Here is a 26,469-nt window from a genome sequence, read left to right as displayed (position 1 = left end):
TTGACCATCACGACCGGGTCGTTGTGCTTGACCGAGATCTTGATGTCCCGGAAGCCGTGCTCCTCGAACAGCGACGCCTCCCACAAAGCCGACTCCACCAGCGCCTCGGGAGTGGCCTTGCCGTACTTCTGCAGCAGCCGCCGGTCCAGCGACCCCGCGTTCACCCCGATACGGATCGGGGTGCCCGCGTCACCGGCCGCCTTCGCGATCTCCCTGACCTTGTCGTCGAACTGCTTGATGTTCCCCGGATTCACCCGCACCGCCGCACAGCCCGCGTCGATCGCCGCGAACACATACTTCGGCTGGAAGTGAATGTCCGCGATCACCGGGATCTGCGACTTCGCCGCGATCACCTTCAGCGCGTCCGCGTCGTCCTGCGTCGGACACGCCACCCGCACGATCTGACAGCCCGAGGCCGTCAGCTCGGCGATCTGCTGGAGCGTCGCACCGATGTCCGACGTCCGCGTCGTCGTCATCGACTGCACCGACACCGGCGCGTCCCCACCCACGGCCACGGACCCGACCTGGATCTTGCGGCTGACCCTGCGGTCGGCGAGCTTGGTCGGAACGGACGGCATTCCCAGCGAAATCGCGGTCATCTGGCGAGCAACCCCAAGGTCTGAATCATGGTCCCGAGATCGGCGGGCTCCGGTCTCCGAGATTACGGCAAGCGCCTCCCCGGAAGCACATCCCGCCCCGAACATCGCGCAAACGCGCGATGGCCGGGCACATGCCGCGCCCGGCCACCGCATCCCCGGGGCAGTCCCCCGCTTCCCTCACGTGAGGCGCACGGGATTCACCACATCGGCGACGAGGACGAGCAGGGTGAAGCAGATGAAGATCCCCGCCACGACGTAGGCGACGGGCATCAGCTTGGCCACGTCGAAGGGGCCCGGGTCGGGGCGGCGGAAGACCTTCGCGAACATCCGTCGCACCGACTCCCACAGGGCGCCGGCGATGTGCCCGCCGTCCAGGGGGAGCAGCGGCAGCATGTTGAAGAGGAACAGCGAGAGGTTGAATCCGGCCACCAGGGTCAGCATCAGCGCGATCTGCTGGGACGGCGGGATGTCCAGGGTGAACACCTCGCCGCCGACCCGGGCCGCGCCGACGACGCCCATCGGGGAGTCGGCCTTGCGCTCGCCGCCGTCGAAGGCCGCGTTCCACAGGTCGGGGATCTTGCCGGGCAGGCCGACCAGGGACTCGACGCCGGACTGCACCATGTCGCCCATCCGGTCGACCGACTGGCCGAAGGACTGCTGGACGATGCCGCTGGCGGGGGCGAAGCCGAGGAATCCGGCCGTGACGTACTCGCCGCGGACCGGGTTGCCGTCGCCGTCGTACTTCTGGACCTGGTTCTTGATCAGGTCGGCGTGCAGGTCGATGCGCCGGCCGTCGCGCTCGACGGTGATCGTCGCCGGGCCCGTGGTCTTCCGGATGTCCTTCTGGATCGTCTTCCAGTCGGGCGTCGGGTCGCCGTTGAAGGCGACGATCTTGTCCTTGGGCCGGAGGCCCGCCGCGTGGGCCGGGGACTTCGGGGCGTCCTTGGGGCAGGTGTCGGTCGCGGCGGACGCCTTGACGACGCAGTCCTGGACGGAGCTCACCTGCGTCGTCTCCGTGCGGATGCCGAAGGTCATCAGCACCCCGAGGAACAGCACCACCGCGAGCACGAGGTTCATAAAGGGCCCGGCGAACATGACGATCACGCGCTTCCACGGCTTGCGCGTGTAGAAGAGCCGGCTCTCGTCACCGGGCTTGAGCTCCTCGAACGCCGCCGACCTGGCGTCCTCGATCATGCCGCGCCAGGGGGACGTGGACCGGGCGGCGATCTTGCCGTCCTCGCCGGGCGGGAACATGCCGATCATGCGGATGTAGCCGCCGAGCGGGACGGCCTTGATGCCGTACTCCGTGTCGCCCCTCTTCCGCGAGAACAGCGTCGGACCGAAGCCGACCATGTACTGCGGGACCCGGATGCCGAACATCTTGGCGGTCGAGAGGTGGCCCAGTTCGTGCCACGCGATGGAGAAGAGCAGGCCCACCACGAACACGACTATCCCGAGGACCGTCATCAGAATCGTCACGCGCGGGCCTCCGAGGTCGCTCCGGCCGTACGGACCGCGGATGCCGTACGTGCCACCAGTTCACGGGCCCGGGCCCGGGCCCAGGTCTCCGCCTGCAGGACGTCCGGGACCGTGAGGCGGGTTCCCCGGCCGGGGGTCCCGTGCTCCGCCACGACCTCGGCGACGGTGTCCACGATGCCATTGAACGGCAGGTCGCCGGCGAGGAACGCGTCGACGCACTCCTCGTTGGCGGCGTTGAAGACGGCCGGGGCGGTGCCGCCGAGCGTGCCGACGTGCCGGGCGAGGGCGACGGACGGGAACGCCTCCTCGTCGAGCGGGAAGAACTCCCAGGTGGACGCCTTCGACCAGTCGAACGCCGGGGCCGCGTCGGGCACCCGCTCGGGCCAGCCGAGGCCGATGGCGATGGGGCCGCGCATGTCCGGCGGGGTGGCCTGGGCCAGGGTGGAGCCGTCGGTGAACTCCACCATGGAGTGCACGTAGGACTGCGGGTGGACGACGACCTCGATGCGGTCGAACGGGATGTCGTAGAGCAGGTGCGCCTCGATCACCTCCAGACCCTTGTTGACCAGGGTCGCGGAGTTGACGGTGATCACCGGGCCCATCGACCAGGTGGGGTGCGCGAGGGCGTCCGCGGGGGTGACCGCGGCCAGCTCCGCCTTGGTGCGGCCGCGGAACGGGCCGCCGGAGGCGGTCACGACCAGCTTGCGGACCTCGCCGCGGGCGCCGCCGAGCAGCGCCTGGAAGAGGGCGGCGTGCTCGGAGTCCACGGGAATGATCTGGCCCGGCTCGGCGACAGCCTTGACCAGCGGCCCGCCCACGATCAGCGACTCCTTGTTGGCCAGCGCCAGCGTCCGGCCGGCCTCCAGGGCGGCCAGAGTGGGGGCCAGGCCGATGGAGCCGGTGATGCCGTTGAGGACCGTGTGGCACTCGCCGCGGGCCAGCTCCGTGGCCGCGTCCGGGCCCGCCAGGACCTCGGGGAGCGGCCGGGCGCCGTACCGCTCGGCCAGCGCCGCCCGCAGGGCCGGGGCCTTGTCCTCCTGCGCCACGGCGACCGCGCGCACATCCAGCCGGTGCGCCTGCTCGGCGAGCAGCCCGACGCGGCCGCCGGCGGCGGACAGCGCCGTCACCCGGAACCGGTCGGGGTTGCGCAGCACGAGGTCGATGGCCTGGGTGCCGATCGAGCCGGTCGAACCGAGGATCACGATCTCGCGCGGGCCACCGCTCCGTTGCGTGGGGGCGGAGTAGCGCAGATGCGGGTCAGCGAGGGAGTCGGTCATCCCCCCATTGTGGGGGCAGGGGCGGGTCCGCCGGGCGGGGGCCCGGGAGGTGCCGCCCCGGCCCCGCCCTCCCGTCGCGCCCCGGAGGCCCCGGGAACCCGCGCGGAACCGGTCAGCCGATCGGCCGGTGGACGTTCTCCTCCTTGGACGGCCCGGGGGTCGCGTCCGCGATCCACGGTCCCTCGCCGCTCGGGTCGATGATCCCGTCCTCCAGCCATTCGTACGCCCCGGACATCACCGCGTTCACGACCGACCGGTCAAGGGTGTCGGTGTTGGTCCACAGCCGGTCGAAGAGCTCGTCCACCCGGATCCGCGCCTGCCGGCAGAAGGCGTCCGCGAGCCCGTACGCCTCCCGGCCGTGCGCCCCCTCGGCGCGCAGCCGCTCGGCCCGGACGCAGGCCGCGCTCATCGCGAAGAGCTCGGCGCCGATGTCCACCACGCGGCCGAGGAACCCCTGCTTGGTCTCCAGCCGGCCCTGCCAGCGGGACATGGCGTAGAAGGTGGAGCGCGCGAGCCGGCGCGAGGCGCGTTCGGCGTAGCGCAGGTGGCCGGAGAGGTCGCGGTGGCCCGCCGGGTGGAACTCGGCGTAGCTGGTCGGCAGCTGGCCCGGCCCGGCGACCAGTTTCGGCAGCCAGCGGGCGTAGAAGCCGCCGGCCCTGGCGCCCGCCCTGGCCTTGTCGCCCAGGGACTTCTCCGGGTCGATGAGGTCGCCGGCGACGGACAGGTGGGCGTCCACGGCCTCCCGGGCGATCAGCAGGTGCATGATCTCGGTGGAGCCCTCGAAGATCCGGTTGATGCGCATGTCGCGGAGCATCTGCTCGGCCGGGACGGCGCGCTCGCCGCGGGCCGCGAGGGACGCGGCGCTCTCGTAGCCGCGGCCGCCGCGGATCTGGACCAGCTCGTCCGTCATCAGCCAGGCCATCTCGCTGCCGTAGAGCTTGGCCAGCGCCGCCTCGATACGGATGTCGTTGCGGTCCTCGTCGGCCATCTGGCCGGAGATGTCGACGATCGCCTCCAGCGCGAAGGTGGTGGCGGCGATGAAGGAGATCTTCGAACCGACGGCCTCGTGGCGGGCGATGGACTTGCCCCACTGCTCCCGGGCCGCGGACCACTCGCGGGCGATCTTCAGGCACCACTTGCCGGCGGAGACGCACATCGCGGGGATGGACAGCCGGCCGGTGTTGAGCGTGGTCAGCGCGATCTTCAGACCGGCGCCCTCGGGGCCGATGCGGTTCGCGGCGGGCACCCGGACCTGGTGGAAGCGGGTGACGCCGTTCTCGATGCCGCGCAGGCCCATGAAGGCGTTGCGGTTCTCGACGGTGATCCCCTCCGCCGCCGCCTCCACGACGAACGCGGTGATCCCGCCCTTGTGGCCCTCGCTCCTGGGCACCCGGGCCATGACGACCAGCAGGTCGGCGACGACGCCGTTGGTGGTCCACAGCTTGACGCCGTCGAGGACGTAGTCGTCCCCGTCGGGCACGGCGGAGGTGGCCAGACGGGCCGGGTCGGACCCGACGTCCGGCTCGGTGAGGAGGAACGCCGAGATGTCGGTGCGGGCGCAGCGCGGCAGGAAGACGTCCCGCTGCTCCTGGGTGCCGAAGAGCTTGAGCGGCTGCGGGACGCCGATGGACTGGTGGGCGGAGAGCAGCGCGCCGACGACCGGGCTGACGGAGCCGACCAGCATCAGGGCCTTGTTGTAGTACACCTGGGTGAGGCCGAGGCCGCCGTACTTGATGTCGATCTTCATCCCGAAGGCGCCGAGCTCCTTGAGCCCGGCGACCGTCTCGTCCGGGATGCGGGCCTCGCGCTCGATGCGGGCGCTGTCGATCCGGGTCTCGCAGAAGGCGCGCAGCCGGGCGAGGAATTCCTCGCCGCGCCGCACGTCCTCCGGCGCGGGGGTCGGGTAGGGGTGGATCAGGTCGAGCCGAAACCTGCCGAGGAAGAGTTCCTTGGCGAAGCTGGGCTTCTGCCAGCCCTGCTCGCGGGCCGCCTCGGCGACCCGGCGGGCTTCTCGCTCGGAGACCGGCCGTACGGATGGTGCGGACATAGGGCACCTCGCCGCTTGAGTCGTGGCGGTTGTCCCGGTCGGTACCGACCGGTGCTACCGGTCCGTATGTACCCGATTCGCAGGGTGTCTACCAGACCGCGCGCAAGGTTCCGGCCTCATGGCGCCCCGCGGAGGGGCGTGCCTCAGTGCCGCGCGCCGGGCGTCACCAGGCCGCTCTCGTAGGCGACGACCACGGCCTGGGCGCGGCTGCACAGGCCGAGTTTGGCCATGGCACGGTTGAGGTGGGTCTTGACGGTGGCCTCGCTGATGACCAGCTCGCCGGCGATCTCCGCGTTGGACAGGCCGCGCCCGGTGTGGCGCAGCACCTCCCGTTCCCGGCCGGTGAGCACGTCGAGCACCCCGTCCCGCGGCGGCCCGGGCTCGGCCCGCGGCCGGGTGAACGCCTCGACGAGGCGGCGGGTGACGCTGGGCGAGAAGAGGGTGTCCCCGCCCGCCACGGCGGTGACGGCGGCCAGCAGCCGCTGCGGCCCGGCGTCCTTGAGCAGGAAGCCGGCGGCTCCGGCGCGCAGCGCGGCGTAGACGTACTCGTCGAGGTCGAAGGTGGTGAGGACGAGGATCCTGGGCGCGGGGACGAGGCCGGCGCCGAGGATGCGCTCGGTGGCGGCGATGCCGCTCAGGCCGGGCATGCGGATGTCCATCAGGACGACGTCCGGGCGGTGGGCGACGGCCAGGTCGACGGCCTCCTGCCCGTCGGCGGCCTCGGCCGCCACGGTCATGCCGGGGGCCGCGCGCAGCAGGGCCGCGACGCCGGCCCGGATGAGCGCCTGGTCGTCCACGACGAGGACCCGTATCCCCGCGCCGCCGTCCTGCTCGCCGGTCATGATCGGTTCCGCCCCCGCCGGTCACTGGAGGGGAAGCGTGAGCCGGACCTCGAAGCCGCCGTCCGTCCGCGGGCCGGCCGCGAGTCTTCCCCCGTAGATCCTGGCGCGCTCGCGCATGCCGATCAATCCGTGCCCGCCGGACGGCGCGGAGTTGGCCGGAACGTTCCCCCGCCGCCGGCCCACCGGCCGGCCGTCGTCGGTGACGCTCAGCTCCAGTTCGTGCGGCCGGAAGGCGACGCGGACCAGCGCACGGGCGGTGCCGGCGTGCTTGATGATGTTGGTCAGCGCCTCCTGGACCACGCGGTACGCGCACAGGTCGGGACCGGCCGGGAGGGGCCGCCGCTCCCCCGTGACCTCCAGGTCCACGCGGACGCCGACCGCCCGCATCCGTTCCACCGTCGCCTCCAGCCGGTCCAGGCCGGGCATCGGGTGGTACGGGCAGTCGCCCTCCTCGTGCCCGGTCTCCTCCCCGCCCTCCGGGCCGACCCGCAGCACGGCCAGTAGCCGGCGCATCTCCTCCAGCGCCTCCCCGCTGCTGGCCGATATCGTGCCCAGGGCGTCACGGGCGGTGGCCGGATCGGTGGCGAAGACATAGCGGGCGAGTCCGGACTGAACCGACACCACGGACATGTGGTGGGCGACCACGTCGTGCAGTTCCCGGGCGATGCGGACCCGCTCCTCGGCGACGGCGCGACGGGCGTTCTCCTCGCGTTCCCGGCGGAGTTGGGCCGCCAGGTCGGACAGGTCGGCGTTGCGCTCGGCGAGTTGGCGGGCGTTGCCGCCGAACTTCAGGATGATGCCGAGCATCACCGCGGCCTGGGCGACCGTGGTGACCAGGTCGTCGGTGTGGCCGAGCACCGAGGAGAGCACCGCGCACCCGGCGCAGCAGACGCCGCAGACCAGGGCCACCGGCACAGGGCGGCTCACCGCGACCGCGTACAGGGTCACCATCGGGCAGAGGCTGTTGACGATCGGCCAGTAGCCGGCGACGACGAACACCATCCACAAGGTGCTGGTCAGGGTGAACGTGAGGACGGGTGCCAGCCGGCGGGCGGCCAGGCTCAGGTTGATGACGCAGATCAGCGCGTAGGCCAGGGCGTCGGGCCGGTTCCAGAGGTCGTTCGCGGGCGACGGCGTACTGACGTAGACCATCGTGGCGGCGGTGCAGCACAGCGCCAGCGGCGCGTCCCGTACCCATAACGGCCATCCCGCGGACCGCCGTTCCAGCGTCCGTAACCACGCGCGTGACCGCGCCCCTGCCGCTCCTGCCGTCCGCACCGCCGCAGCGTACCCGTGCCCCGCGCGGCACGGCATCGGCCGGGCGCGAGCGGTGCCGACTGCCGCGGTGGGTGGAGACGGAGTGCCGGGATACCGCAGGGGTTGACCCGGGTTCAACCGGCCGGGGGATGGGGGCCCGCGCGCCTGTTCCCTAGAGTCGTTCCCGTCGGCACCCCGGAGCACACGGGGGAAAAACGGGGGAACGTGCCGGCAGCACGGGGGAACAGCGCGCTCCGGGCCGTCCCGCCCGGAGCGCGCTGACGTGTTACAGGGCGAGGCCCGTCAGGACCAGCACCCGCTCGTACGTGTAGTCGTCCATCGCGTAGCGCACGCCCTCCCGGCCCACACCGGACTGCTTGGCGCCGCCGTACGGCATCTGGTCGGCCCGGTACGACGGGACGTCGCCGATCACGACGCCACCGGTCTCCAGGGCGCGGTGCGCGCGGAAGGCCGTCTGGAGGTCGTGCGTGAACACGCCCGCCTGGAGGCCGTAGGGCGAGTCGTTGACGGCCGCGAAGGCGGCCTCCTCACCGTCCACCTTCGTCAGGGTGAGGACCGGGCCGAAGACCTCCTCACAGGCGATGGTCACACCGGCGGGGACCTCCGCGAGCACGGTGGGGGCGTAGGTCGCGCCCTCACGCTTGCCGCCGGCGAGCAGCTTGGCGCCCGCCGCGACCGCTTCGTCCACCCAGGACTCGACGCGCTTGGCGGCGTCCTCGCTGACCAGCGGGCCGACGTCGGTCGCCGCGTCCGACGGGTCGCCCGTCACCTGCGCCTCGACGGCCGCGACGACCTTCGGGACCAGCCGCTCGTACAGCGACGCGTCGGCGATGACGCGCTGCACCGAGATGCAGGACTGGCCGCCCTGGTAGTTGGAGAACGTCGCGATGCGCTGCGCCGCCCGGTCCAGGTCCTCCTCGGACGACCAGTCGCCCAGGACGACGGCCGCGCCGTTGCCTCCGAGCTCCAGCGTGACGTGCTTGCGCGGCGCCGAGTCGAGGATCGACCAGCCGACCGGGCCGGAGCCGGTGAACGAGATGACCGGCAGCCGCTCGTCCTGCACGAGGGCCGGCATACGGTCGTTGGGGACCGTCAGGACGCTCCACGAGCCGGCCGGCAGGTCCGTCTCGGCCAGCAGCTCACCCAGGACCAGCGAGGACAGCGGGGTCGCCGGGGCCGGCTTGAGGATGATCGGCGCACCCACCGCGATGGCGGGCGCGACCTTGTGCGCGGCCAGGTTCAGCGGGAAGTTGAACGGCGCGATGCCCAGCACGACGCCGCGCGGGAAGCGGCGGGTGAGCGCCAGGCGGCCGGTGGAGCCCGGGTCCGTGTCCAGGCGCTGCGCGTCACCCGCGTTGAAGCGGCGCGCCTCCTCCGCCGCCCAGCGGAAGACCGAGACGGCGCGGCCGACCTCGCCCCGGGCCCACTTGATGGGCTTGCCGTTCTCGGCGGAGATCAGCTGGGCGATCTCCTCGGTGCGCTCGCCCAGGCGCTTGGCGATGTGGTCGAGGGCTGCCGTGCGGACGTGGGCGGGGGTCGCCGCGAACTCCTCGCGGACGGCGTGGGCGGCGGCTACGGCCTCCTCCGTCTGTGCCTCGGTGGGCACGCTCACGGTGCCGACGAGCCGGCCGTCCCATGAGTTCGTGACGTCGAAGGTCTCCTCGCCGGTGGCCTGGCGGCCGGCCAGCCAGAAGGCGTGCGGAGCGGGGGCATCAGTCACGGGCCCGGCCCTTCCGAAGTGGGGGTGATTGTTTGGCGTCCCCACGGTAGGGGGCCATGGGGTGGGCGTCGTTTGTCCTTGTTGGAGCGGTGCGCGGTGGGGAGCGCGCCGGTTTGGCGCGGTGGGGGGGTGCCCCGGTCCCGCCCTTTCACCGTTTCTTGCGGGGGCAAGCCCCCGCACCCCCGAGCCACGCTGCGCGCGGCGTCCTCAAACGCCGGACGGGCTGAATCGTGCGCCCGGGCGCGACAACCAGCCCGTCCGGCGTTTGAGGACCTCGCGGCGAAGCCGCGATGCCGGGGTCCGGGGCAGAGCCCCGGGAAACGGTGAAAGGGCGGGACCGGGGCTCACTCCCCCGAAGGCGACGCCTTCAACGCCAGCCACAACTCCATCCGCACATCCGGATCATCCAGCGACCGCCCCAGAATCTCCTCCACCCGCCGCATCCGATACCGCAACGTATGCCGATGCACCCCCAGATCAGCAGCCGCCGCATCCCACTGACCGTGCCGCGACAGCCACGCCCGCAGCGAGGCGACCAGATCACCGCGCCCGGTCGCGTCATGGGCGCGGAGCGCCCGGAGCAGACCGTCCGCGAAGGCGCGCACCGCCTCGTCGGCGAGGAGCGGAAGGACGGAGCCGGCGGCGACGTCCTCGTGCTCGACGAGGGGGCGGCCGCGGCGGCGGGCGACGGAGAGGGCCTGTTCGGCCTGGCGGAAGGCGGCGGCGGTGGCCTCGGGGAGGGTGGGGGCGGAGAGCCCGAGGACCAGGCCGGCGCCGTCCGCGCACGCGGCCTCGGTGCAGGCGCCGACCGCGGCGCCGCCGTCGGGCGCGAGGACGACGAGCCGTTCGCCGTCCGCCACGGCGAGCACAGGCTGCGCCGCCCGGCTCGCGGCCGTCTCCGCGACGTCGGCGAGCGCGGCGAGCGGGTCACCGACGCCCTCGGCGTCCACCGGCGCCGTCTCCGCGACCAGCACCCGGAACGGGCCGTCGAGCAGGGAGCCGTGAAACGCGCCCGCGACGGCCCGCGCGTGCTCCGCCTCCCCGGACAGCAGCATCCGCAGCACCGCCACACCGAGCCGCTGCTCGGCGGCCTGGAGGGCGCGGGAGCGCTCGGTGGCGAGGGTGAGGAGGGCGACGGCGGAATGCACGGCGTACCGCTCGGGGGTGCCGAGGGGCGCTCCGGTGCCGACGGCGAGGACGCCGCGGACCCGTCGGCCGGTCCCGAGGGACTGGAGCTCGACGCGGTCGTCGCCCTCCTCCGGTGCGACGACGGCGCTGGCGGGGGCGGGCCGTTCGCGCAGCCGCTCGACGTCCGGGCCGAAGCGGGCGGCGCGGCGCGCGGCCCAGTCGGGGGCGGACGCGACGACCGCGCCCGAGGCGTCGTAGAGGGCGGCCCAGCCGTCGAGGTAGGCGGCGAGCCGGGCGAGCAGCCCGGCCGGGCCCGCCGGGCCGAGGGCGGCCCGGGTCAGCTCCCGCTGGGCCTCGAAGCCCGCGGTGACGGCCCGGTACTGGTCGGCGGCGATGGCCGCCGAGACGGCCTTGCTGATGGCGATGAACGGGGTGCGCCGGGGCACCTCCAGCAGCGGCAGCCCCGCCTCCTCCGCGGCCTCGACCAGGGCGGGCGGCACCTGCTCGTAGTTGACGCCGACGGCGAACCCGAGGCCGACGACGCCCGCCCGGACCAGCCGCCGGACGTACGGGCGCACCGTCTCCGGATCCGCCGCGTCGATCTTCATGGCCGTGATCAGCAGCAGTTCGCCGCCCTCCATCCACGGCACGGGATCCGCGAGCTCGCTGACGTGGGCCCACCGGACGGGGGTGTCCAGCCGCTCGCGCCCCGCGAGCACGGTCAGCTTGAGGGCGGAGTGGTGGACGAGCGAGGCGAGCGTGGGCGGCATGACACCTTCGGGTGAGGCGGTGCGGGACGGCACGGCGACAGGGCCGTCCCGTATGAACTGCTGTCTCCGATTCTGCCTCAGCGGAGCAAACGGCCGCGCGCCGGAACGCCCCCGGGCCCGCCGGTCAGCCGCCCAGATCCACCAGCACCGGCGGCGTGGTCGCCCCGCGCACCGAGGTCACCGAGAGGACCGCGTGCCCCGGCGGGACGGCGTGCGCCAGCTCGGAGGCGGACCAGCGCTCGCGCTCCACCGTCCGGACGGTGACGGACTGGGCGGTGACCGCGCGCCCGGTGACGACCCGGCGCAGGACGTGGAGGGCGCGGGTGAGCGGCTCGTGGGCGATGATCTGGCGGTCCGTGACGTCCCTGGTCTCGACCCATTCCTTGCCCCACACCTCGGCGAACCGCGCGCCGTCCCAGGTGGTCACGCCGGAGAACGCCATCCGGCAGCCGACGGTGCCCAGCAGCGCGCTGCGCAGCGCCTCGGGCACGTCGTCCAGCGTGCGGAGGGTGAACACCGCGCCGGCGTGCGCCGAGCGCAGCCGCTGGAGGCCGCGCAGGGACTCGGGCGTCACCGTGTGGGTGGCGTCGTCGAGCACGAGGCAGGCGAACAGCGAGCGGTCGGCGCGTCCGGCGGCGGACTCGGTGAACTGGGCGAGGATCAGCCGGGCCAGCATCCGGGACGCCTCGGCGTGGCCGCGCTCGGGGAGGTCGATCCGTACCCGCAGGGGGTGTTCGAGGGCGCGGAGGGAGAAGGTGCGCCGGGGGTCGCTGGTGTCGAAGAAGCCCGCGAAGGCCGGGCGGTCGAGGAGAGCGATACGGTCGGCGAGCATCGGCGCCGGGTCGCCGGGCCGCCGCGCCTGCCGCTCCCGGGCGTCCAGTTCCCGGGCCAGCGCGCCCTGGCCGCCGGCCGTGAGCCGGTCGCGCAGGGCGTCGACGGCGGCGGGCGCGCCGTCGAGCAGCTCCCGGAGCTCCTGGACGGAGGGGAAGCGGCCGTGCGCGCCGCGGTAGGGGCCGAGGATCTGGGCGAGGGCGGTGGCAGCGCGGCGGCTGTCCCCGCCCGGCAGGGCGGCCGCGAGGTCGCCGACCAGCCCCTCGGCGAGTATCGCCGCGGCCTCGTCGGGGTCCTCGGTGCCGCCGTACAGGTCCAGGTCGTACTCGGAGTCGGGCCGGCCGATCCGGATGACCACATCGAACGCCTCGTCGGGGGCGAGGGCGGTGCCCGCCGCCCCCACCGCGACGACGGCGGCGTGCCCGGCGAGGGCCTGGAGGCAGAGCGACTCCAGCACCGGCCGGACCAGCCCGGCGGTCTTGCCGCAGCCCGGGGGGCCGACGGCGAGCAGGGAGGTGCCGAGCAGACCGGGGTCCAGGGCCCAGCCGACGCCACGGTGGTCGTAGGGGTTGCGCCGGTCGTCGGAGGCGGTGCCGATGCGGACCTGGCAGGTGACGAGGTCGTGGCGGGCGGCCCGGACGGGCAGGTCACGGGCGCCGGAGGGGTGGGCGCAGGCGGCGGCGCCGTACCGGAGCACCGCGTCGGTGAAGGCGGTCAGCCACTCGGGCCGGGCGCGGACGGCCTCCCAGGCGCGTTCGATCCTGGCCCGGTCCACGTCGTTCATCAGGCCCCGGCGGGCCTCCGCCGCGAGCCGTTCGGCGGCGTCGAGGGCGCCCGCGGCGCGCAGCCGGGGCCAGTCGGCCGGGTCCTCCTCGGGGGCCGCGGAACCCCTGGGGACGGCGGGGCTCGCGGGGCTGTCGGGCCCCCGGGGGGCGCGGTCGGGCGCCGCGTACCGGTGCCAGAGCTCGCGCCAGCAGCCGACGCGGGCCGCCACGGCCAGGAAGAGGGCGATGAACAGCGTGTAGTAGGCGTAGCTGGCGTAGAAGAACATCGGCGGCTGCATCCAGGCGACCGGCATCACCCGCATCAGCGGCCACAGCCAGACCTCGGGGAAGACGTCGTAGCAGAGCTCCCACGCCACGACGGCGCCGCCCAGCGCGAGGGCGGCCCGGCGCAGCAGCTGCGGCCGGGGGATGCGGTCCGGCCGCTCGGGGATCACGTACGGGGGCAGCCGTACGCCCGTCCGCCGTTTGAGGCCCGTCCAGGCGGGGCCGCCGTACCGGCGCCAGAGCTCGGGGACGCGGCCGATCCGGGCGAAGAGAACCGCGAGCCCGCAGAACCAGAGGGCGTAGTAGACGTAGGAGGAGAGCATCCACTCGGTGGACAGCTCGTCCCAGTCGCCCGGCACCAGCGCCTTCAGCGGCCACTTCCAGTACGGGCCGAAGTAGCCGTGCCACAGCAGCGACCACACCAGCCAGCCGCACAGCAGGGAGATCACCGCGCCGCTGACGAGCTGCCGGCCGGGCGTGCGGCCCGGTTCCTCCGGCGGTTTCGGGCGGTGGCCGAAGCGCCAGACGCCGGGCTGGGCGGGCGGCCGCGGGGTGCGCAGCCAGGTGAGGAACGGGTGGTCCGGTACCACCGCCGGGCCGGGCGCGGGGGGCCGGAGCGGCACCGAGGGGTCGTCGGGGCGCGACAGCCGTCCGCCGCGGAGGGGAGATGCCCCGTACATGTCCTCGGATGCCATCGCTGCCCCTTGCCCCCACCGGCCGTCGTGCTGCTGTCGCTGCTGGCTGCCGCGCCGTGCGGCCCGCGGGCGGCCCGCCGACGTCGCGTGGCCAATCTAGCGGCCCCGGGCGGGGAGTTCAGCGTCTCCGCGCACGCCGGGTCCGTCCCGCCGCCGCCGTCACCGGCGGGCCGCCATGTCCCATCCGGACAACGCGACGCGCGTACTTCTCCCGAACGGAACATGCCAGGGCCCGGGGGCCGCCTCTAGCCTGCGGTCAAAAGTCCGCGTTCTTCCCCCGGGAGCCCCTCATGACCGAACTGACCGGAGGCTCGGCCCTCCCCCAGGAGCGCCGCGTCGTCACCGCCATCCCCGGCCCCAAGTCGCTGGAGCTCCAGGCGCGCCGCACGGCGACCGTCGCCGGGGGCGTCGGTTCGGTGCTGCCGGTGTTCACCACCCGCGCGGGCGGCGGCGTGATCGAGGACGTGGACGGCAACTCGCTGATCGACTTCGGTTCGGGCATCGCCGTGACCTCGGTGGGGGCCAGCGCCGAGGCCGTGGTCCGCCGGGCGTCGGCGCAGCTGGCGAACTTCACCCACACCTGTTTCATGGTCACGCCGTACGAGGGCTACGTGGAGGTCTGCGAGCAGCTCGCCGAGCTGACCCCGGGCGACCACGCCAAGAAGTCGGCGCTGTTCAACTCGGGCGCCGAGGCCGTCGAGAACGCGGTGAAGATCGCCCGCTCGTACACCAAGCGCCAGGCGGTCGTCGTCTTCGACCACGGCTACCACGGCCGCACCAACCTGACGATGGCCCTCACGGCCAAGAACATGCCGTACAAGCACGGCTTCGGCCCGTTCGCCCCCGAGGTCTACCGGGTGCCGGTGGCCTACGGCTACCGCTGGCCGACCGGCGCGGAGAACTGCGGCCCCGAGGCTGCGGCGCAGGCCATCGACCAGATCACCAAGCAGGTCGGCGCGGAGAACGTGGCCGCGATCATCATCGAGCCGGTGCTCGGCGAGGGCGGCTTCATCGAGCCGGCCAAGGGCTTCCTGCCGCGCATCGCCGAGTTCGCCAAGGACAACGGCATCGTGTTCGTGGCGGACGAGATCCAGTCCGGCTTCTGCCGTACCGGCCAGTGGTTCGCCTGTGAGGACGAGGGCGTCGTCCCGGACCTGATCACCACCGCCAAGGGCATCGCCGGCGGTATGCCGCTGGCCGCGGTCACCGGCCGCGCGGAGATCATGGACTCGGCGCACGCGGGCGGTCTCGGCGGCACCTACGGCGGCAACCCGGTGGCGTGCGCCGCGGCGCTGGGCGCGATCGAGACCATGCGCGAGCTGGACCTCAACGCGAAGGCCAAGCGCATCGAGGAGGTCATGAAGGGCCGCCTCACCGCCATGCAGGAGAAGTTCCCGGTCATCGGGGACATCCGCGGCCGCGGCGCGATGATCGCGATCGAGCTGGTCAAGGACCCGGAGACCAAGGCGCCCGCCCCCGAGGCGGCCGGCGCGCTCGCCAAGGCGTGCCACGCGGAGGGCCTGCTGGTGCTGACCTGCGGCACCTACGGCAACGTGCTGCGCTTCCTGCCGCCGCTGGTCATCGGCGAGGACCTGCTCAACGAGGGCCTCGACATCATCGAGGCGGCGTTCGCCCGGCTCTGACCGGCGCGCACGGGCGGCCGCGCGTGCGCCCGTGAAGAACCTGTGCGGGGCGGGTGGTGGACGGGTGACACGGCTACCGTCCGCCGCCCGCCCTGCCGTACGGTTTCTGCAGATGAGTGAGACACCCCGTCCGCAGGGGACTGCGGACGTCGCCCCGCCGGTGCGTCCCCAGCACCGGTGCGGCCGTGCCACCGCGCACAGCACCGGGGCCGCTATGGAGATGGGCCCCGGGACTCCTCACCGATCGGACGGCCGCCCGCCCCACACCCCCCGGGACGAGCGGCACGCCGACCGGCCCGGCGGCCCAGGAACCATCCCCCCGGTTCCCGGGCCGTCGGCCTCCCCCGCGCGGAGCGCCCTCCTCCCGGCGCTGTCCGCCGTGCTGTTCGCCCTGATCACCTGGCAGGTCGCCGGGCACGGCCCGCTGCGCGCCCTCGACGAGCGGGTGGGCCGCGCCGCCGCCGGTTCCGGCTTCCCCCGGGCCGCCGCCGGGTTCCTCGCCGACCTCGGCAACGCCTCCGTCGCCGTCCCGCTGCTGGTCGCAGCGGCTCTCTGGGCCGTCCTCCGCCGGGGCCGGCCCTGGTCGCACGCCCTGGCCGCCGCCCTCGCGATGGCGGCGGTGCCCACGCTGGTCGTCCCGCTCAAGGCCCTGATCGACCGGCCGGGCCCGCCCGCCATGGGCGCCGGGCCGCACGACGGCTTCTTCCCCTCGGGCCACGCGGCCACCGCGGCCGTGGCCTACGGGGCCGCCCTGTTGCTGCTCACCCGCTCCCGCCGCGCCCTCGCCGGCTGCGTACTGCTCAACGCGGCGGTGGGCGTGGGGCTCGTCCGGTGCGGTTACCACTGGCCACTGGACGTCCTGGGCTCCTGGTGCCTGGCCGCGGCGGTGTTGTGGTGCCTGGGCCGGGCGCTGGGCGCGCTCACCCGCGGTACCCGTGCGCGAGGCGGGCGGCGGCCTCGTGCATCGAGAGCTCAAGCACCACCGGGTCGGTGAGCACGCCCGACCCGTCGGGCGGCACCAGCCAGCGGACGAGTGAGGCGTTGCGGACGGGGTGCGGCACCACGATCCAGGTGCCGCGCCCCGCGCCGCGTACGCCCGTCGCCAGCCACCGGGACGCGGTGCCCGGCGGGACGAGGAAGCCGATCCGGCCCGCCCGTCCGTCGGCCAGGACGGGGCCGGGCCGGACCGCGCGCCGGGACAGGACGTCCGCCGTGGGGCGGCCGAGGCCGCCGGGAAGGATGAGGACGTCCCAGAGCCGTCCGGCGGGCAGCAGGGCGATCCCGAAGGGATTGCGCTCCCACTCCCACCGGCAGCTCCCGGGATCGGGCGCGGCCGATGCCAGCCACTCCACCGCGCTCCTGGTCCCCGCGCCGCCGCTCATGCGCCTGCCTCCGTCCGTGTCGCGTGGGTGCGTACACGGGTGGGAGGCGGCGGGCGGCCGGCCCTTACACGGGTCCGGCGGAATTCCCCCGGCCGTGTTCAGCTGTCGAAGCCGAGGCCGACCTTGTCCATGGCCTTCAGCCAGAGGTTGCGCCGCCCGCCGTTCTCGTCGGCCCGGGTCATCGACCACTGGGTGATGCCGATCCCCACCGACCGCACCGGCTCGGGCGGGAACGGCAGCGGTCTGCTCCGGACCATCTCCAGCTCCGTGCGCTCCGTCCGCTCCCCCGCCAGCAGGTCGAGCATGACGTCGGCGCCGAACCGGGTGGCCCCGACGCCGAGTCCGGTGTAGCCGAGGGCGTAGGCGACCCGGCCGCCGTGCGCGGTGCCGAAGAAGGCCGAGAAGCGGGAGCAGGTGTCGATGGCGCCGCCCCAGGCGTGCGAGAAGCGGACGCCCTCCAGCTGCGGGAAGCAGCGGAAGAAGTGCTCGGCGAGCCGCCGGTAGGTGGCCGGGTGGTGGTCGTACTCGGCCCGGACCTCGCCCCCGTAGTGGTAGACGATGTCGTAACCGCCCCACAGGATCCGCCGGTCGGCGGTGAGCCGGAAGTAGTGGAAGTGGTTGGCGTAGTCGCTCAGCCCCTGCCGCCGCTTCCAGCCGATGGCCGCGAGCTGGTCCTCCGTCAGCGGTTCCGTGACGAGCACGTAGTCGTAGACCGGGGCGATGTACGGGCGCAGGCGTTTGACCAAGGAGGGGAAGACGTTGGTGCCGAGGGCGGCCTGCCGGGCGAAGACCCGCCCGTAGGGGGTGCGGACGGCGACCCCGGCGCCGCGCGAGGACAGGGCGCTGCCGGGGGTGTGCTCATGGATCCGTACGCCGAGCTCCAGGCACGCGCGCTTGAGGCCCCAGGCGAGCTTCGCGGGGTGGAGCATGGCGACGCCGGTGCGGTTCCAGAGGCCGGCGAGGAAGGTCGGGGAGTCGATCTCGGCTCGGAGGGCGTCGCGGTCGAGGTATTCGTGGCCGGTGAGGCCGAGGGCGGCCATCTCGTCGGCGGCCTCGCGGAGTTCGGCCACCTGGTGCGGGGCGGTGGCGATGTCGATCTCGCCGGTGCGCTCGAAGTCGCAGTCGACGCCGTACCGGGTGACGGCGGCCTCGATGCCGTCGAGGTTGCGCTGCCCGAGCTCTTCGAGCCGGGAGAGCTCGCCGGGCCAGCGGGCGAGGCCGTTGGCGACGCCGTGGGTGAGGGAGGCGGCGCAGAAGCCGCCGTTGCGGCCGGAGGCGGCCCAGCCGGTCTCCTCGGCCTCGATGAGGACGACGTCGCGGGCGGGGTCGCGTTCCTTGGCGAGGAGGGCGGTCCAGAGCCCCGAGTAGCCGCCGCCGACGACGAGCAGGTCGCAGTGTTCGTCGCCGACGAGGGCGGGGCGGGGGCCGGGCCGGCCGGGGTCGTCGAGCCAGTAGGGGCGCAGAGCGGTGTCGGACAGTGATTTGGCAGGGTTCATGGCACGAGCGGCCATGGTCTCAGCTCCTTCGGCTGCTTCTTCGTCTGTTCTTCCGGCGTCCGGCCAGCTGTCCGGCCAGGACGCACAGCACGGCGACGGCGAACATCGCCGTGCCGACGACATTGATCTGGACGGGGGTTCCTCGCTGCGCGGCTCCCCAGACGAACATGGGGAAGGTCACGGTGGAGCCGGCGTTGAAGTTCGTGATGACGAAGTCGTCGAAGGAGAGCGCGAAGGACAGCAGCGCGCCCGCCGCGATGCCGGGTGCCGCGATGGGCAGCGTGACGCGCAGGAACGTCTGGAGCGGGGTGGCGTAGAGGTCCTGCGCGGCCTGTTCCAGGCGCGGGTCCATGCTCGTCACCCGCGCCTTGACCGCGGTGACGACGAAGCTCAGGCAGAACGTGATGTGGGCGACGAGGATCGTCCAGAAGCCGAAGCCGACGCCCGTGTTGAGGAAGAGCGTGGCCATCGAGGCGGCCATGACGACCTCGGGCATCGCCATCGGCAGGAAGAGCAGGCTGTTCACCCCCGCCCGGCCGCGGAAGCGGTGCCGGGCCAGGGCGAACGCGGCCAGGGTGCCGAGCACGGTGGCGCCCAGGGTGGCCCAGAGCGCGATCCAGAGGCTGAGGGAGAGGGAGCCGCACAGTCCGGCGACGTCGCAGGGGTGCGTCCAGGCGTCCGTGGAGAACCGCCGCCACTCGTAGTTGAAGCGGCCGGCGGGCTTGTTGAACGAGAAGACCGTCACGATGACGTTGGGCAGCAGCAGGTACGCGAGGGTGCCCAGGCCGGCGATCACCACCAGGTGGCGGCGGAGCAGCCGGAGGGGGCGGGCGAGGGCGCGCATCAGACGACGTCCTCCGTTCCTGCCTTGCGCAGGTAGACGGTGACCATGGCGAGGATCACCGCCATGAGCAGGAAGGACAGCGCGGCCGCGGTGGGGTAGTCGAGCACGCGCAGGAACTGGGACTGGACGACGTTGCCGATCATCTTCTGGTCCGGGGAGCCGAGGAGTTCGGCGTTGATGTAGTCACCGGTCGCCGGGATGAAGGTGAGCAGCGTGCCGGCGACGACGCCGGGCATGGACAGCGGGAACGTCACCCGGCGGAAGGTGGTGAGGGGGCCGGCGTAGAGGTCGCCGGCGGCTTCGTGGAGCCTGCCGTCGATGCGTTCCAGGGAGGTGTACAGCGGCAGGATCATAAAGGGCAGGAAGTTGTAGGTGAGGCCGCAGACGACGGCGAGCGGGGTGGCGAGCAGCCGGTGCCCCTCGGTGACGCCGAGCGCGTCGGTCAGGCCGAGGACGTGCAGCGAGCCGAGCGCGGAGACCACGGGTCCGCCGTCGGAGAGGATCGTCTTCCAGGCCAGCGTGCGGATCAGGAAGCTGGTGAAGAACGGTGCAATGACCAGCACCATCAGCAGGGTGCGCCAGCGTCCGGCGCGGAACGCGATGAGGTACGCGAGCGGGTAGCCGAAGAGCAGGCAGAGCGCGGTGGCCGCGGCGGCGTAGCCGACCGAGCGGAGGAACTGGGGCCAGTAGGTGGTCAGGGCGTCCCAGTAGGTGGCGACGTGCCAGGTGACCCGGAAGCCGTCCTCCAGCGAGCCGGTCTGGACGGAGGTCGACGCCTGGTAGACGAGGGGCGCCACGAAGAAGAGCAGCAGCCAGAGGATGCCGGGGAGCAGCAGCCAGTAGGGGACGAGTCCGCGGCGGCGGACGGCGGGGGCGGGGGCGGTGCCGGGCGCGGTGTCGGGGACGGCCGTCGTCATGAGGGCCCCTCCCCCAGGTCGACGTCGGTGCCCGCCTCGATGCGCTGCGCGGCGTCCAGGCCGAAGCCGTGGCCCGGGTTCCAGTGCAGGAGCACCTCGGCGCCGGGGACCAGCCGGGGGTCGCGGTCCACGTTCTGGGCGTAGACGGACAGGCCCGAAGTGCCCGTGGCGACCGGGGAGTCGACGAGGTACTGGGTGGAGACGCCGATGAAGCTGGAGGCGGTGATGCGGCCGCGCACGCGGTTGCGGCCGTCGGGGACGGTCGCGGCGTCGTCGGCGTGGGTGAGGGCGATCTTCTCCGGGCGTATGCCGAGCAGGAGCTTGTCCCCGGTGCGGGCGGGGACCGGGCAGCGGGAGGCGGGCAGCGCGAGCTTGGTGTCGGCGGCGCGCAGCACGAGGCCGTCCCCGGAGGCGTCGAGGACGTCCGCGGTGATGAGGTTGGAGGTGCCCAGGAAGTTGGCGACGAAGGTGGTGCGCGGGGTCTCGTAGAGGTCGGCGGGGGCGCCGAGCTGTTCGACCCGGCCGGCGTTCATGACGGCGACGGTGTCGGCCATCGTCATGGCCTCTTCCTGGTCGTGGGTGACGTGCACGAAGGTGATGCCGACCTCGGTCTGGATCCGCTTGAGCTCCAGCTGCATCTGCCGGCGGAGCTTCAGGTCCAGGGCGCCCAGCGGCTCGTCGAGCAGCAGGACCTGGGGGTGGTTGATGAGGGCGCGGGCCACGGCCACGCGCTGCTGCTGGCCGCCGGAGAGCTCGTGCGGCCGGCGCCGGGCCAGGTCGCCGAGCTGGACGAGGTCGAGCATCTCGCCGACCTGCTTCCGGACGGACTTGACGCCCCGTCGGCGCAGGCCGAAGGCGACGTTCTCGTGGATGTCCAGGTGCGGGAAGAGCGCGTAGCTCTGGAAGACGGTGTTGACCGGCCGCTTGTACGGCGGGAGGGCCGTCACGTCCCTGCCGTCGAGGACGACGCTGCCGCCGGTGGGGGCCTCCAGCCCGGCGATCATGCGCAGGGTGGTGGTCTTGCCGCAGCCGGAGGCCCCGAGCAGGGCGAAGAACGAGCCCGCGGGGACGGAGAGGTCCAGCGGGTGCACGGCGGTGAAGGCGCCGTAGCGCTTGCTGATCCCGGCCAGGCGGACGTCGGTGCCGCTGCTGCCGGTGCCGCTCGGGGCGGGTGCAGTCATGGGAGTGGATCCATCGGATGTGGGGGCGTAGAGCACATAACAGTGACATACGGACGCGAGGCGTCCGTGTACGGGCCGTGGGGGTACCGCATCGCTCACTCCTCCGCTGCCCGCGCGGGCCGTGGACGGGTGTCGCTCCTACCGGATGTGATCGCCGATCCTGACAGAGGAACCTGCCCACAACAAGAGATTCCGTCGCGGAGTTTTCACTCCACGACGGAATCAGTGTTCTTCAGGCCAATGGCCCACCGGGTCGGCGCGACCCGGCGTCCGCTTACCAGGCGGCGGAGCTGACGGCGCTCGCGAAGAGCGCGAACCACAGGAAGGGCAGCGCCAGGGCGACGACGCCCAGCACGATGCCGGCCGTCGCGGAACCGCGGTTGTTCGCCAGCCCCTTCGAAACCTTCGACCGACCGACGGCACCGAAGACGATGCCGAGGATCCCGAGGATCAGCCCGAAGAGCCAGAAGACGACGATGAGGCTGCACACGGCACCGATGATGCCGGTGACCAGGCCCGCGGTCCCCATGCCGTTGCTCATCTGCATGGGGGGCGCATAAGGGCCCGCGCCGTACGGCTGGACCGGCGGCGCCACCGGGTAGCCGCCCTGCGGCTGGCTCCCGGGACCCGGGTAGCCGTAGCCCGGCTGCTGGGGCGGCTGCTGCGGCTGCTGCGGCTGCCCGTAAGAGTTCTGACCATAACCGGACAAAGGTAGTTCCCCTCGTTGTCGATACGCCGGGCAATGTTATGGGGAAAGTTTGAGGGAGATCCGCTTTCCCCGATATTCACTCTGCGTTGTCAGTGCCGGATGCCAGAATGAACGGCATGGCGAGCGGACCGGGGAACGACGTGGTGAGCGAGGGCGTGCAGAACGTGCGGAGCATCGAGGAGCTGACGGCTGCCGTCACGCGCGGTGAGCAGCCGAAGTATGTGTTCTTCTGGGGCCACCGGCCGCGGCGTGACGGTGCCATAGGCGCCAGTTGCTTCAGTCAGTGGTGGCCGTCGCCCTTCACCGTGGACGGCACGGTCTACGCGACGGCGGAGCACTGGATGATGGCCGGCAAGGCCCGGCTGTTCGGCGACGCCGAGGCCGAGGCCCGGGTGCTGGCCGCGGGCCACCCCAAGCAGGCGAAGGACGCCGGACGGACGGTGCGCGGCTTCGACGATGAGGAGTGGCGGCGGCACCGCTTCGAGCTCGTCGTCGAGGGCAGCGTGCACAAGTTCGGCCAGGACCCCGCGCTGCGGGACTACCTCCTCGGCACCGGGACGCGGGTGCTGGTCGAGGCCAGCCCGCTGGACCGGATATGGGGCATCGGGCTCGCCGCCGACGACGAGCGCGCCGGGGACCCGGCCCGCTGGAACGGGCTGAACCTGCTGGGCTTCGCGCTGATGGAGGCGCGTCAGCGGCTGGCGGACAGCACGAGCGGACCCGAGGCGGGCAGCCCGGTCGCGTAACCCCCGTACCCCTGGGCCTGATAGGACACATCGGTCACGTCGGGGCCGTCGTCGTAGCGCTCGTCCTCGCTCTCCGAGTCGGCGCTGTTGATCACCAGGACCAGCACCAGTACGGAGGCGACCAGCGCGAGCGACCCGAGGATCAGCCCGGCCAGGGCCTGGCCCCGGTTGGACGCCTCGCCCCTGACGGCCTTGGCGCGGCCGACAGCGCCGAAGATCACGGCGAGCACGCCCAGGACGACGCCGAAGATCATGGTGACCGAGAGCACCAGGGACACGATGCCGAGGACCAGCGCGGCCGTGCCGAACCCGTTGTCCGGGACGGCGGCGGGGACGGCGGCCCAGCCCTGCCCGTACGGGGGGCCCGGACGGCCGTACGCGTCCGGGCCGTAGGGTATGCGGCCGTACGCGGGGTGGGGCGGCGCATAGGGCGAACCGGCCTGCGGCCCGTAGGGGCCGGGCCGCTGATACGCGCTCGGGGTGCCGGGGCCGGTCGGCGCCAGGGGGACGGGCGGCACCCCGCCGTCGCGCACCGGAGGCACCGGCGGGACGGGCGGACGGCCCGAGGACCCCGCTTCCCACGGTGCGTTCCGGGACTCCTCCCCGGCCGCCTTGCCGAGCGGGACCCCGCCCGGGCCCGGCCGGACGTCCCGCGGCGGCGGAGCCCAGGGGTCGCGGTCCCGCGGTTCCTGCTGCGCACTGCCCGTGTCGGACACTGACCCTCCCTGCTTCTCCCGCCATGCTACGGCCTCCCGCCAGGCCGCCGATGCCCCCCGCATACGATGATCGGCACCCGCCGACCGAACAGGCTTTGGAGGCCCACATGTCAGCGCTCGCCCCGTTCATCGCCGGACTGCCCAAGGCCGAGCTCCATGTGCACCACGTCGGTTCCGCCTCCCCGCGCATCGTCGCCCAACTGGCCGCCCGGCACCCGGACTCCCCCGTGCCCACCGACCCCGAGGCACTGGCCGACTTCTTCACCTTCCGCGACTTCGCCCACTTCATCGAGGTCTACCTCTCCGTCGTCGACCTCATCCGCGACGCGGAGGACATCCGGCTGCTGACCTACGAGGTCGCGCGGGACATGGCCCGGCAGAACATCCGCTACGCGGAGCTGACCGTCACGCCCTTCAGCTCGGTCCGCCGCGGCATCCCGGACGTGGCCTTCGTCGAGGCGATCGAGGACGCCCGCAAGGCGGCCGAGTCCGAGCTGGGCGTGGTGCTGCGCTGGTGCTTCGACATCCCCGGCGAGGCCGGTCTGGAGGCGGCCGAGGAGACCGCCCGGATCGCCTGCGACCTGCGGCCCGACGGCCTCGTCTCGTTCGGCCTCGGCGGGCCCGAGATCGGCGTCCCCCGCCCGCAGTTCAAGCCGTACTTCGACCGGGCCGTCGCCGCCGGGCTGCGCAGTGTCCCGCACGCCGGCGAGACCACGGGCCCGCAGACGATCTGGGACGCCCTGACCGCGCTGCGCGCGGAACGCATCGGCCACGGCACCAGCGCCACCCAGGACCCCCGGCTGCTGGCCCACCTGGCCGAGCACCGGATCCCGCTGGAGGTCTGCCCGACCTCCAACCTGGCGACCCGGGCCGTGACCGACATCGACCGCCACCCGGTCAGGGAGATGGTCGCCGCGGGCGTGCTGGTCACCATCAACAGCGACGACCCGCCCATGTTCGGCACCGACCTCAACAACGAGTACGCCGTCGCCGCCCGGCTGCTGGAGCTCGACGCCCGGGGCGTCGCGGACCTGGCCAAGAACGCCGTCGAGGCGTCGTTCCTGGACGCCGCGGGCAAGGCGAAACTCGCCGCCGAGATCGACGCGTACACGGCGAGCCACGCAGGCTGAGCCCGGGCGCGCGGGCGGTGCCGCCCGCGCCGCCCCCGGCTTCCGGCCACAATGGGCGGATGCCGATCACCAGCCGCGCCGCCTGCCACGCCGTCGCCCACCGCGGCGACCCGTACGTCCACCGCGAGAACACCCTGCCCTCCCTCCGCTCGGCCCGGCGGGCCGGAGCGGAGGCGGTCGAGATCGACGTCCGGCTCACCCGCGACGGGGTGCCCGTCCTCCTGCACGACGCCACCCTGCGGCGGTTGTGGGGCCACGACCGCGCCCTCGCCTCGGTGACCGCCGACGAACTGCGCGAACTGACCGGCGGCGGGGTGCCGACGCTCCGGGAGGCCCTGGCGGAGGAGGGCCCGGGACGGCTGTTCATCGACCTCCCGGACCCCTCGGCGGCGGCCACCGCCGTCGCCGAGGTCCACGCGGCGGGCGCTGCCGGGCACGTCTACTACTGCGGCGGCACCGCCGCCATGCAGGAGGTCCGCCGGGCCGACCCCGACGCGGAGATCGCCCTCACCCGGACCACCCTGACCCCGCCCCGCCCGGCCCTGCTCGCCTCGGTCCGCCCGCACTGGCTCAACTACCGCTTCGGACTGGTCGGTCCGGAACTCGTCGCCCGGCACCACGCGGACGGCTTCCTCGTCTCCGCCTGGACCGCCGACACCCGGCGCACCATGCGCCGCCTGCTGGCCGCGGGCGTCGACTCGATCACGACGAACCGGGTGGGAACGCTCCGGGCGCTGGTCAACGCGTAGCGGAACGGCGGGGGTCCGGGAGCCCGGGGGGGTCTGAAAGGTGCTACAGCCCCACGATCTCGTTCCACTCCTTCGCGAACCCCGGCCGCTCCTTCGCCGTCATGTCGCGCGCCGTCGCCAGCCGCTTCCGCATGTCGTCCGTCGGGAAGATCAGCGGGTTCTCCGCCAGCTCGGCGACGTCCTTCTCCCCGGACGAGGCCAGCACGTCCCGCGCGGCCGGCACCGGGCACACGTAGTTGACCGACGCCGCCAGCTCCGCCGCCACCTCGGGCCGGTAGTAGTGGTCGACGAGCCGTTCGGCGCTCGCCTTGTGCCGGGCCAGGTCGGGGATCATCAGGCTCTCGGCCCAGAGCTCCGCGCCCTCCTCCGGCACCACGAACGCGATGTCCGGATTGTCGGCCTGGAGCTGGATGATGTCCCCGGAGTACGCCTGGCAGGCCAGCACATCGCCGGAGGACAGCTCCTTGATGTAGTCGTTCCCGGTGAACCGGCGGATGTGCCGCTCGGCGACCAGGCGGCGCAGCTGGTCCGTCATGGTGTGGAAGTCGTCGGCGGTCCAGCGGGTGACGTCGGCCCCGTTGCCCTGCATCAGCAGCGAGAACGCCTCGTCCATCCCCGCCAGCAGGGTGACCCGGCCGCGCAGGTCGTCCTTCCACAGCTCGGCGGTGCTGCGGATCTCGCGGCCCAGCTTCTTGCGGTGGTAGGCGATGCCGGTGATCCCGGACTGCCAGGGGACGGAGTGCTTGCGGCCGGGGTCGAACGACGGCTCAGCCAGCAGCGGGTCGAGGTGGCGGGCGACGTTCGGCTGCGCGGCCCGGTCCATCTCCTGGACCCAGCCGAGGCGGACGTAGCGCGCGCACATCCAGTCGCTGACGACGATCAGGTCGCGTCCGGTGTCCTGATGGTTCATCAGGGCCGGGCTGATCTTCCCGAAGAACTCGTCGTTGTCGTTGATCTCCTCGGTGTACTTCACCGAGACACCGCTGCGCTTCTCGAACGCCTCCAGCGTGGGCCGGCGGCGCGGGTTCTTCTCGTCCGTGTCGATGTACAGCGGCCAGTTGGCGAAGACCAGGCGCTTCTCGGTGGCGGAACGATCCTTCGCGGCGCGGTCGCCGGGGGCGATGTAGGCGGCCGGGACTCCGCATCCGGCGAGCGCCGCGGCACCCGCACCGGCGACCGTCGCGCGCAGCAGGGAGCGGCGGGACAGGGGCTTCACGGGCTTCTCTCGCATGACGGCAGGA

Annotated in this window: 22 protein-coding genes; 5 read left to right on the top strand and 17 right to left on the bottom strand. The window is 73.2% G+C overall.

Annotation, left to right across the window (positions count from 1 at the left end; all coding sequences use genetic code 11):
* From HN013_RS26210 to HN013_RS26170, 9 genes are all read right to left on the bottom strand, one after another.
* A partial coding sequence (locus HN013_RS26210) for a flavodoxin-dependent (E)-4-hydroxy-3-methylbut-2-enyl-diphosphate synthase (RefSeq protein ID WP_171170401.1) occupies positions 1 to 599 on the bottom strand: 599 nt, incomplete at its 3' end.
* Positions 600 to 776: 177 nt separating this feature from the next.
* Positions 777 to 2,078, bottom strand: coding sequence for an RIP metalloprotease (locus HN013_RS26205; protein ID WP_171170399.1), 1,302 nt, complete (start codon positions 2,076 to 2,078; stop codon positions 777 to 779).
* Complete coding sequence (gene dxr / locus HN013_RS26200) at positions 2,075 to 3,355, bottom strand: 1-deoxy-D-xylulose-5-phosphate reductoisomerase (protein ID WP_171170397.1); 1,281 nt, start codon at positions 3,353 to 3,355, stop codon at positions 2,075 to 2,077. Before dxr ends, HN013_RS26205 begins: the two co-directional genes overlap by 4 nt.
* 112 nt (positions 3,356 to 3,467) lie before the next feature.
* Positions 3,468 to 5,402 (bottom strand): acyl-CoA dehydrogenase family protein, encoded by a 1,935-nt coding sequence (locus HN013_RS26195; protein WP_171170395.1) that lies wholly within the window; start codon positions 5,400 to 5,402, stop codon positions 3,468 to 3,470.
* 143 nt (positions 5,403 to 5,545) lie between these two features.
* Positions 5,546 to 6,244 (bottom strand): response regulator transcription factor, encoded by a 699-nt coding sequence (locus tag HN013_RS26190; RefSeq protein ID WP_171170393.1) that lies wholly within the window; start codon positions 6,242 to 6,244, stop codon positions 5,546 to 5,548.
* Between the two features lie 21 nt (positions 6,245 to 6,265).
* The gene (locus HN013_RS26185; protein ID WP_312018717.1) at positions 6,266 to 7,522 is read right to left on the bottom strand and encodes a sensor histidine kinase; all 1,257 of its coding nucleotides are present in this window, start codon (positions 7,520 to 7,522) and stop codon (positions 6,266 to 6,268) included.
* A 265-nt stretch (positions 7,523 to 7,787) separates the two neighbouring features.
* A complete protein-coding gene (locus HN013_RS26180; RefSeq protein WP_171170389.1) occupies positions 7,788 to 9,242 on the bottom strand; it encodes an aldehyde dehydrogenase family protein in 1,455 nt (484 codons plus the stop codon).
* Between the two features lie 344 nt (positions 9,243 to 9,586).
* Complete coding sequence (locus HN013_RS26175) at positions 9,587 to 11,140, bottom strand: PucR family transcriptional regulator (protein WP_171170387.1); 1,554 nt, start codon at positions 11,138 to 11,140, stop codon at positions 9,587 to 9,589.
* Between the two features lie 124 nt (positions 11,141 to 11,264).
* On the bottom strand, positions 11,265 to 13,715 hold the full coding sequence (locus tag HN013_RS26170) for an ATP/GTP-binding protein (protein ID WP_171170385.1): 2,451 nt from the start codon (positions 13,713 to 13,715) through the stop codon (positions 11,265 to 11,267).
* 290 nt (positions 13,716 to 14,005) lie between these two features.
* Here HN013_RS26170 and gabT point away from each other — a divergent pair, with 290 nt between their 5' ends.
* Together gabT and HN013_RS26160 are read left to right on the top strand one after the other, a co-directional pair.
* Positions 14,006 to 15,358 (top strand): 4-aminobutyrate--2-oxoglutarate transaminase, encoded by a 1,353-nt coding sequence (gene gabT / locus HN013_RS26165; protein ID WP_171170383.1) that lies wholly within the window; start codon positions 14,006 to 14,008, stop codon positions 15,356 to 15,358.
* A 112-nt stretch (positions 15,359 to 15,470) separates the two neighbouring features.
* Positions 15,471 to 16,352 carry a phosphatase PAP2 family protein gene (locus HN013_RS26160; RefSeq protein ID WP_171170381.1) on the top strand — a complete coding sequence of 294 codons (882 nt, stop codon included), beginning with the start codon at positions 15,471 to 15,473 and terminating at the stop codon, positions 16,350 to 16,352.
* On the opposite strand, the gene HN013_RS26155 is transcribed toward HN013_RS26160, so the two are convergent.
* The 6 genes from HN013_RS26155 to HN013_RS26130 all read right to left on the bottom strand — a co-directional run bounded on the left by HN013_RS26155 (position 16,279) and on the right by HN013_RS26130 (position 21,887).
* A complete protein-coding gene (locus tag HN013_RS26155; protein ID WP_171170378.1) occupies positions 16,279 to 16,740 on the bottom strand; it encodes a hypothetical protein in 462 nt (153 codons plus the stop codon). The genes HN013_RS26160 and HN013_RS26155 overlap by 74 nt on opposite strands.
* 98 nt (positions 16,741 to 16,838) lie before the next feature.
* Positions 16,839 to 18,251 carry an FAD-binding oxidoreductase gene (locus HN013_RS26150; RefSeq protein WP_249375408.1) on the bottom strand — a complete coding sequence of 471 codons (1,413 nt, stop codon included), beginning with the start codon at positions 18,249 to 18,251 and terminating at the stop codon, positions 16,839 to 16,841.
* Between the two features lie 4 nt (positions 18,252 to 18,255).
* Positions 18,256 to 19,080, bottom strand: a complete 825-nt coding sequence (locus HN013_RS26145; protein WP_171170376.1) for an ABC transporter permease — start codon at positions 19,078 to 19,080, stop codon at positions 18,256 to 18,258.
* The gene (locus HN013_RS26140) at positions 19,080 to 19,997 is read right to left on the bottom strand and encodes an ABC transporter permease (RefSeq protein WP_171170374.1); all 918 of its coding nucleotides are present in this window, start codon (positions 19,995 to 19,997) and stop codon (positions 19,080 to 19,082) included. The genes HN013_RS26145 and HN013_RS26140 overlap by 1 nt, the downstream gene beginning before the upstream one ends.
* On the bottom strand, positions 19,994 to 21,178 hold the full coding sequence (locus HN013_RS26135) for an ABC transporter ATP-binding protein (RefSeq protein WP_171170372.1): 1,185 nt from the start codon (positions 21,176 to 21,178) through the stop codon (positions 19,994 to 19,996). Before HN013_RS26135 ends, HN013_RS26140 begins: the two co-directional genes overlap by 4 nt.
* A gap of 274 nt (positions 21,179 to 21,452) precedes the next feature.
* Positions 21,453 to 21,887: a DUF4190 domain-containing protein gene (locus HN013_RS26130; protein WP_171170370.1), complete on the bottom strand. Its 435-nt coding sequence runs from the start codon at positions 21,885 to 21,887 to the stop codon at positions 21,453 to 21,455.
* A gap of 116 nt (positions 21,888 to 22,003) precedes the next feature.
* Between HN013_RS26130 and HN013_RS26125 the strand changes: the two genes are divergently transcribed.
* On the top strand, positions 22,004 to 22,633 hold the full coding sequence (locus tag HN013_RS26125; protein WP_171170369.1) for an NADAR family protein: 630 nt from the start codon (positions 22,004 to 22,006) through the stop codon (positions 22,631 to 22,633).
* Here HN013_RS26125 and HN013_RS33755 read toward each other — a convergent pair.
* Positions 22,579 to 23,349 carry a DUF4190 domain-containing protein gene (locus HN013_RS33755; RefSeq protein ID WP_171170367.1) on the bottom strand — a complete coding sequence of 257 codons (771 nt, stop codon included), beginning with the start codon at positions 23,347 to 23,349 and terminating at the stop codon, positions 22,579 to 22,581. The genes HN013_RS26125 and HN013_RS33755 overlap by 55 nt on opposite strands.
* A gap of 50 nt (positions 23,350 to 23,399) precedes the next feature.
* On the opposite strand from HN013_RS33755, the gene HN013_RS26115 reads away from it, so the two are divergent.
* Together HN013_RS26115 and HN013_RS26110 are read left to right on the top strand one after the other, a co-directional pair.
* Positions 23,400 to 24,479 (top strand): adenosine deaminase, encoded by a 1,080-nt coding sequence (locus HN013_RS26115; RefSeq protein ID WP_398980752.1) that lies wholly within the window; start codon positions 23,400 to 23,402, stop codon positions 24,477 to 24,479.
* A gap of 59 nt (positions 24,480 to 24,538) precedes the next feature.
* Positions 24,539 to 25,228: a glycerophosphodiester phosphodiesterase gene (locus HN013_RS26110; protein ID WP_171170362.1), complete on the top strand. Its 690-nt coding sequence runs from the start codon at positions 24,539 to 24,541 to the stop codon at positions 25,226 to 25,228.
* 43 nt (positions 25,229 to 25,271) lie between these two features.
* Here HN013_RS26110 and HN013_RS26105 read toward each other — a convergent pair whose 3' ends face one another.
* Positions 25,272 to 26,459, bottom strand: a complete 1,188-nt coding sequence (locus tag HN013_RS26105; RefSeq protein WP_249375406.1) for a spermidine/putrescine ABC transporter substrate-binding protein — start codon at positions 26,457 to 26,459, stop codon at positions 25,272 to 25,274.
* Positions 26,460 to 26,469: the final 10 nt, after the last annotated feature.

The sequence above is a fragment of the Streptomyces sp. I05A-00742 genome (assembly GCF_013055795.1).
Lineage (GTDB): Bacteria > Actinomycetota > Actinomycetes > Streptomycetales > Streptomycetaceae > Streptomyces.
Note: the sequence above shows the minus strand (reverse complement) of the source record. Positions and strands in the feature narration are given on the sequence as shown.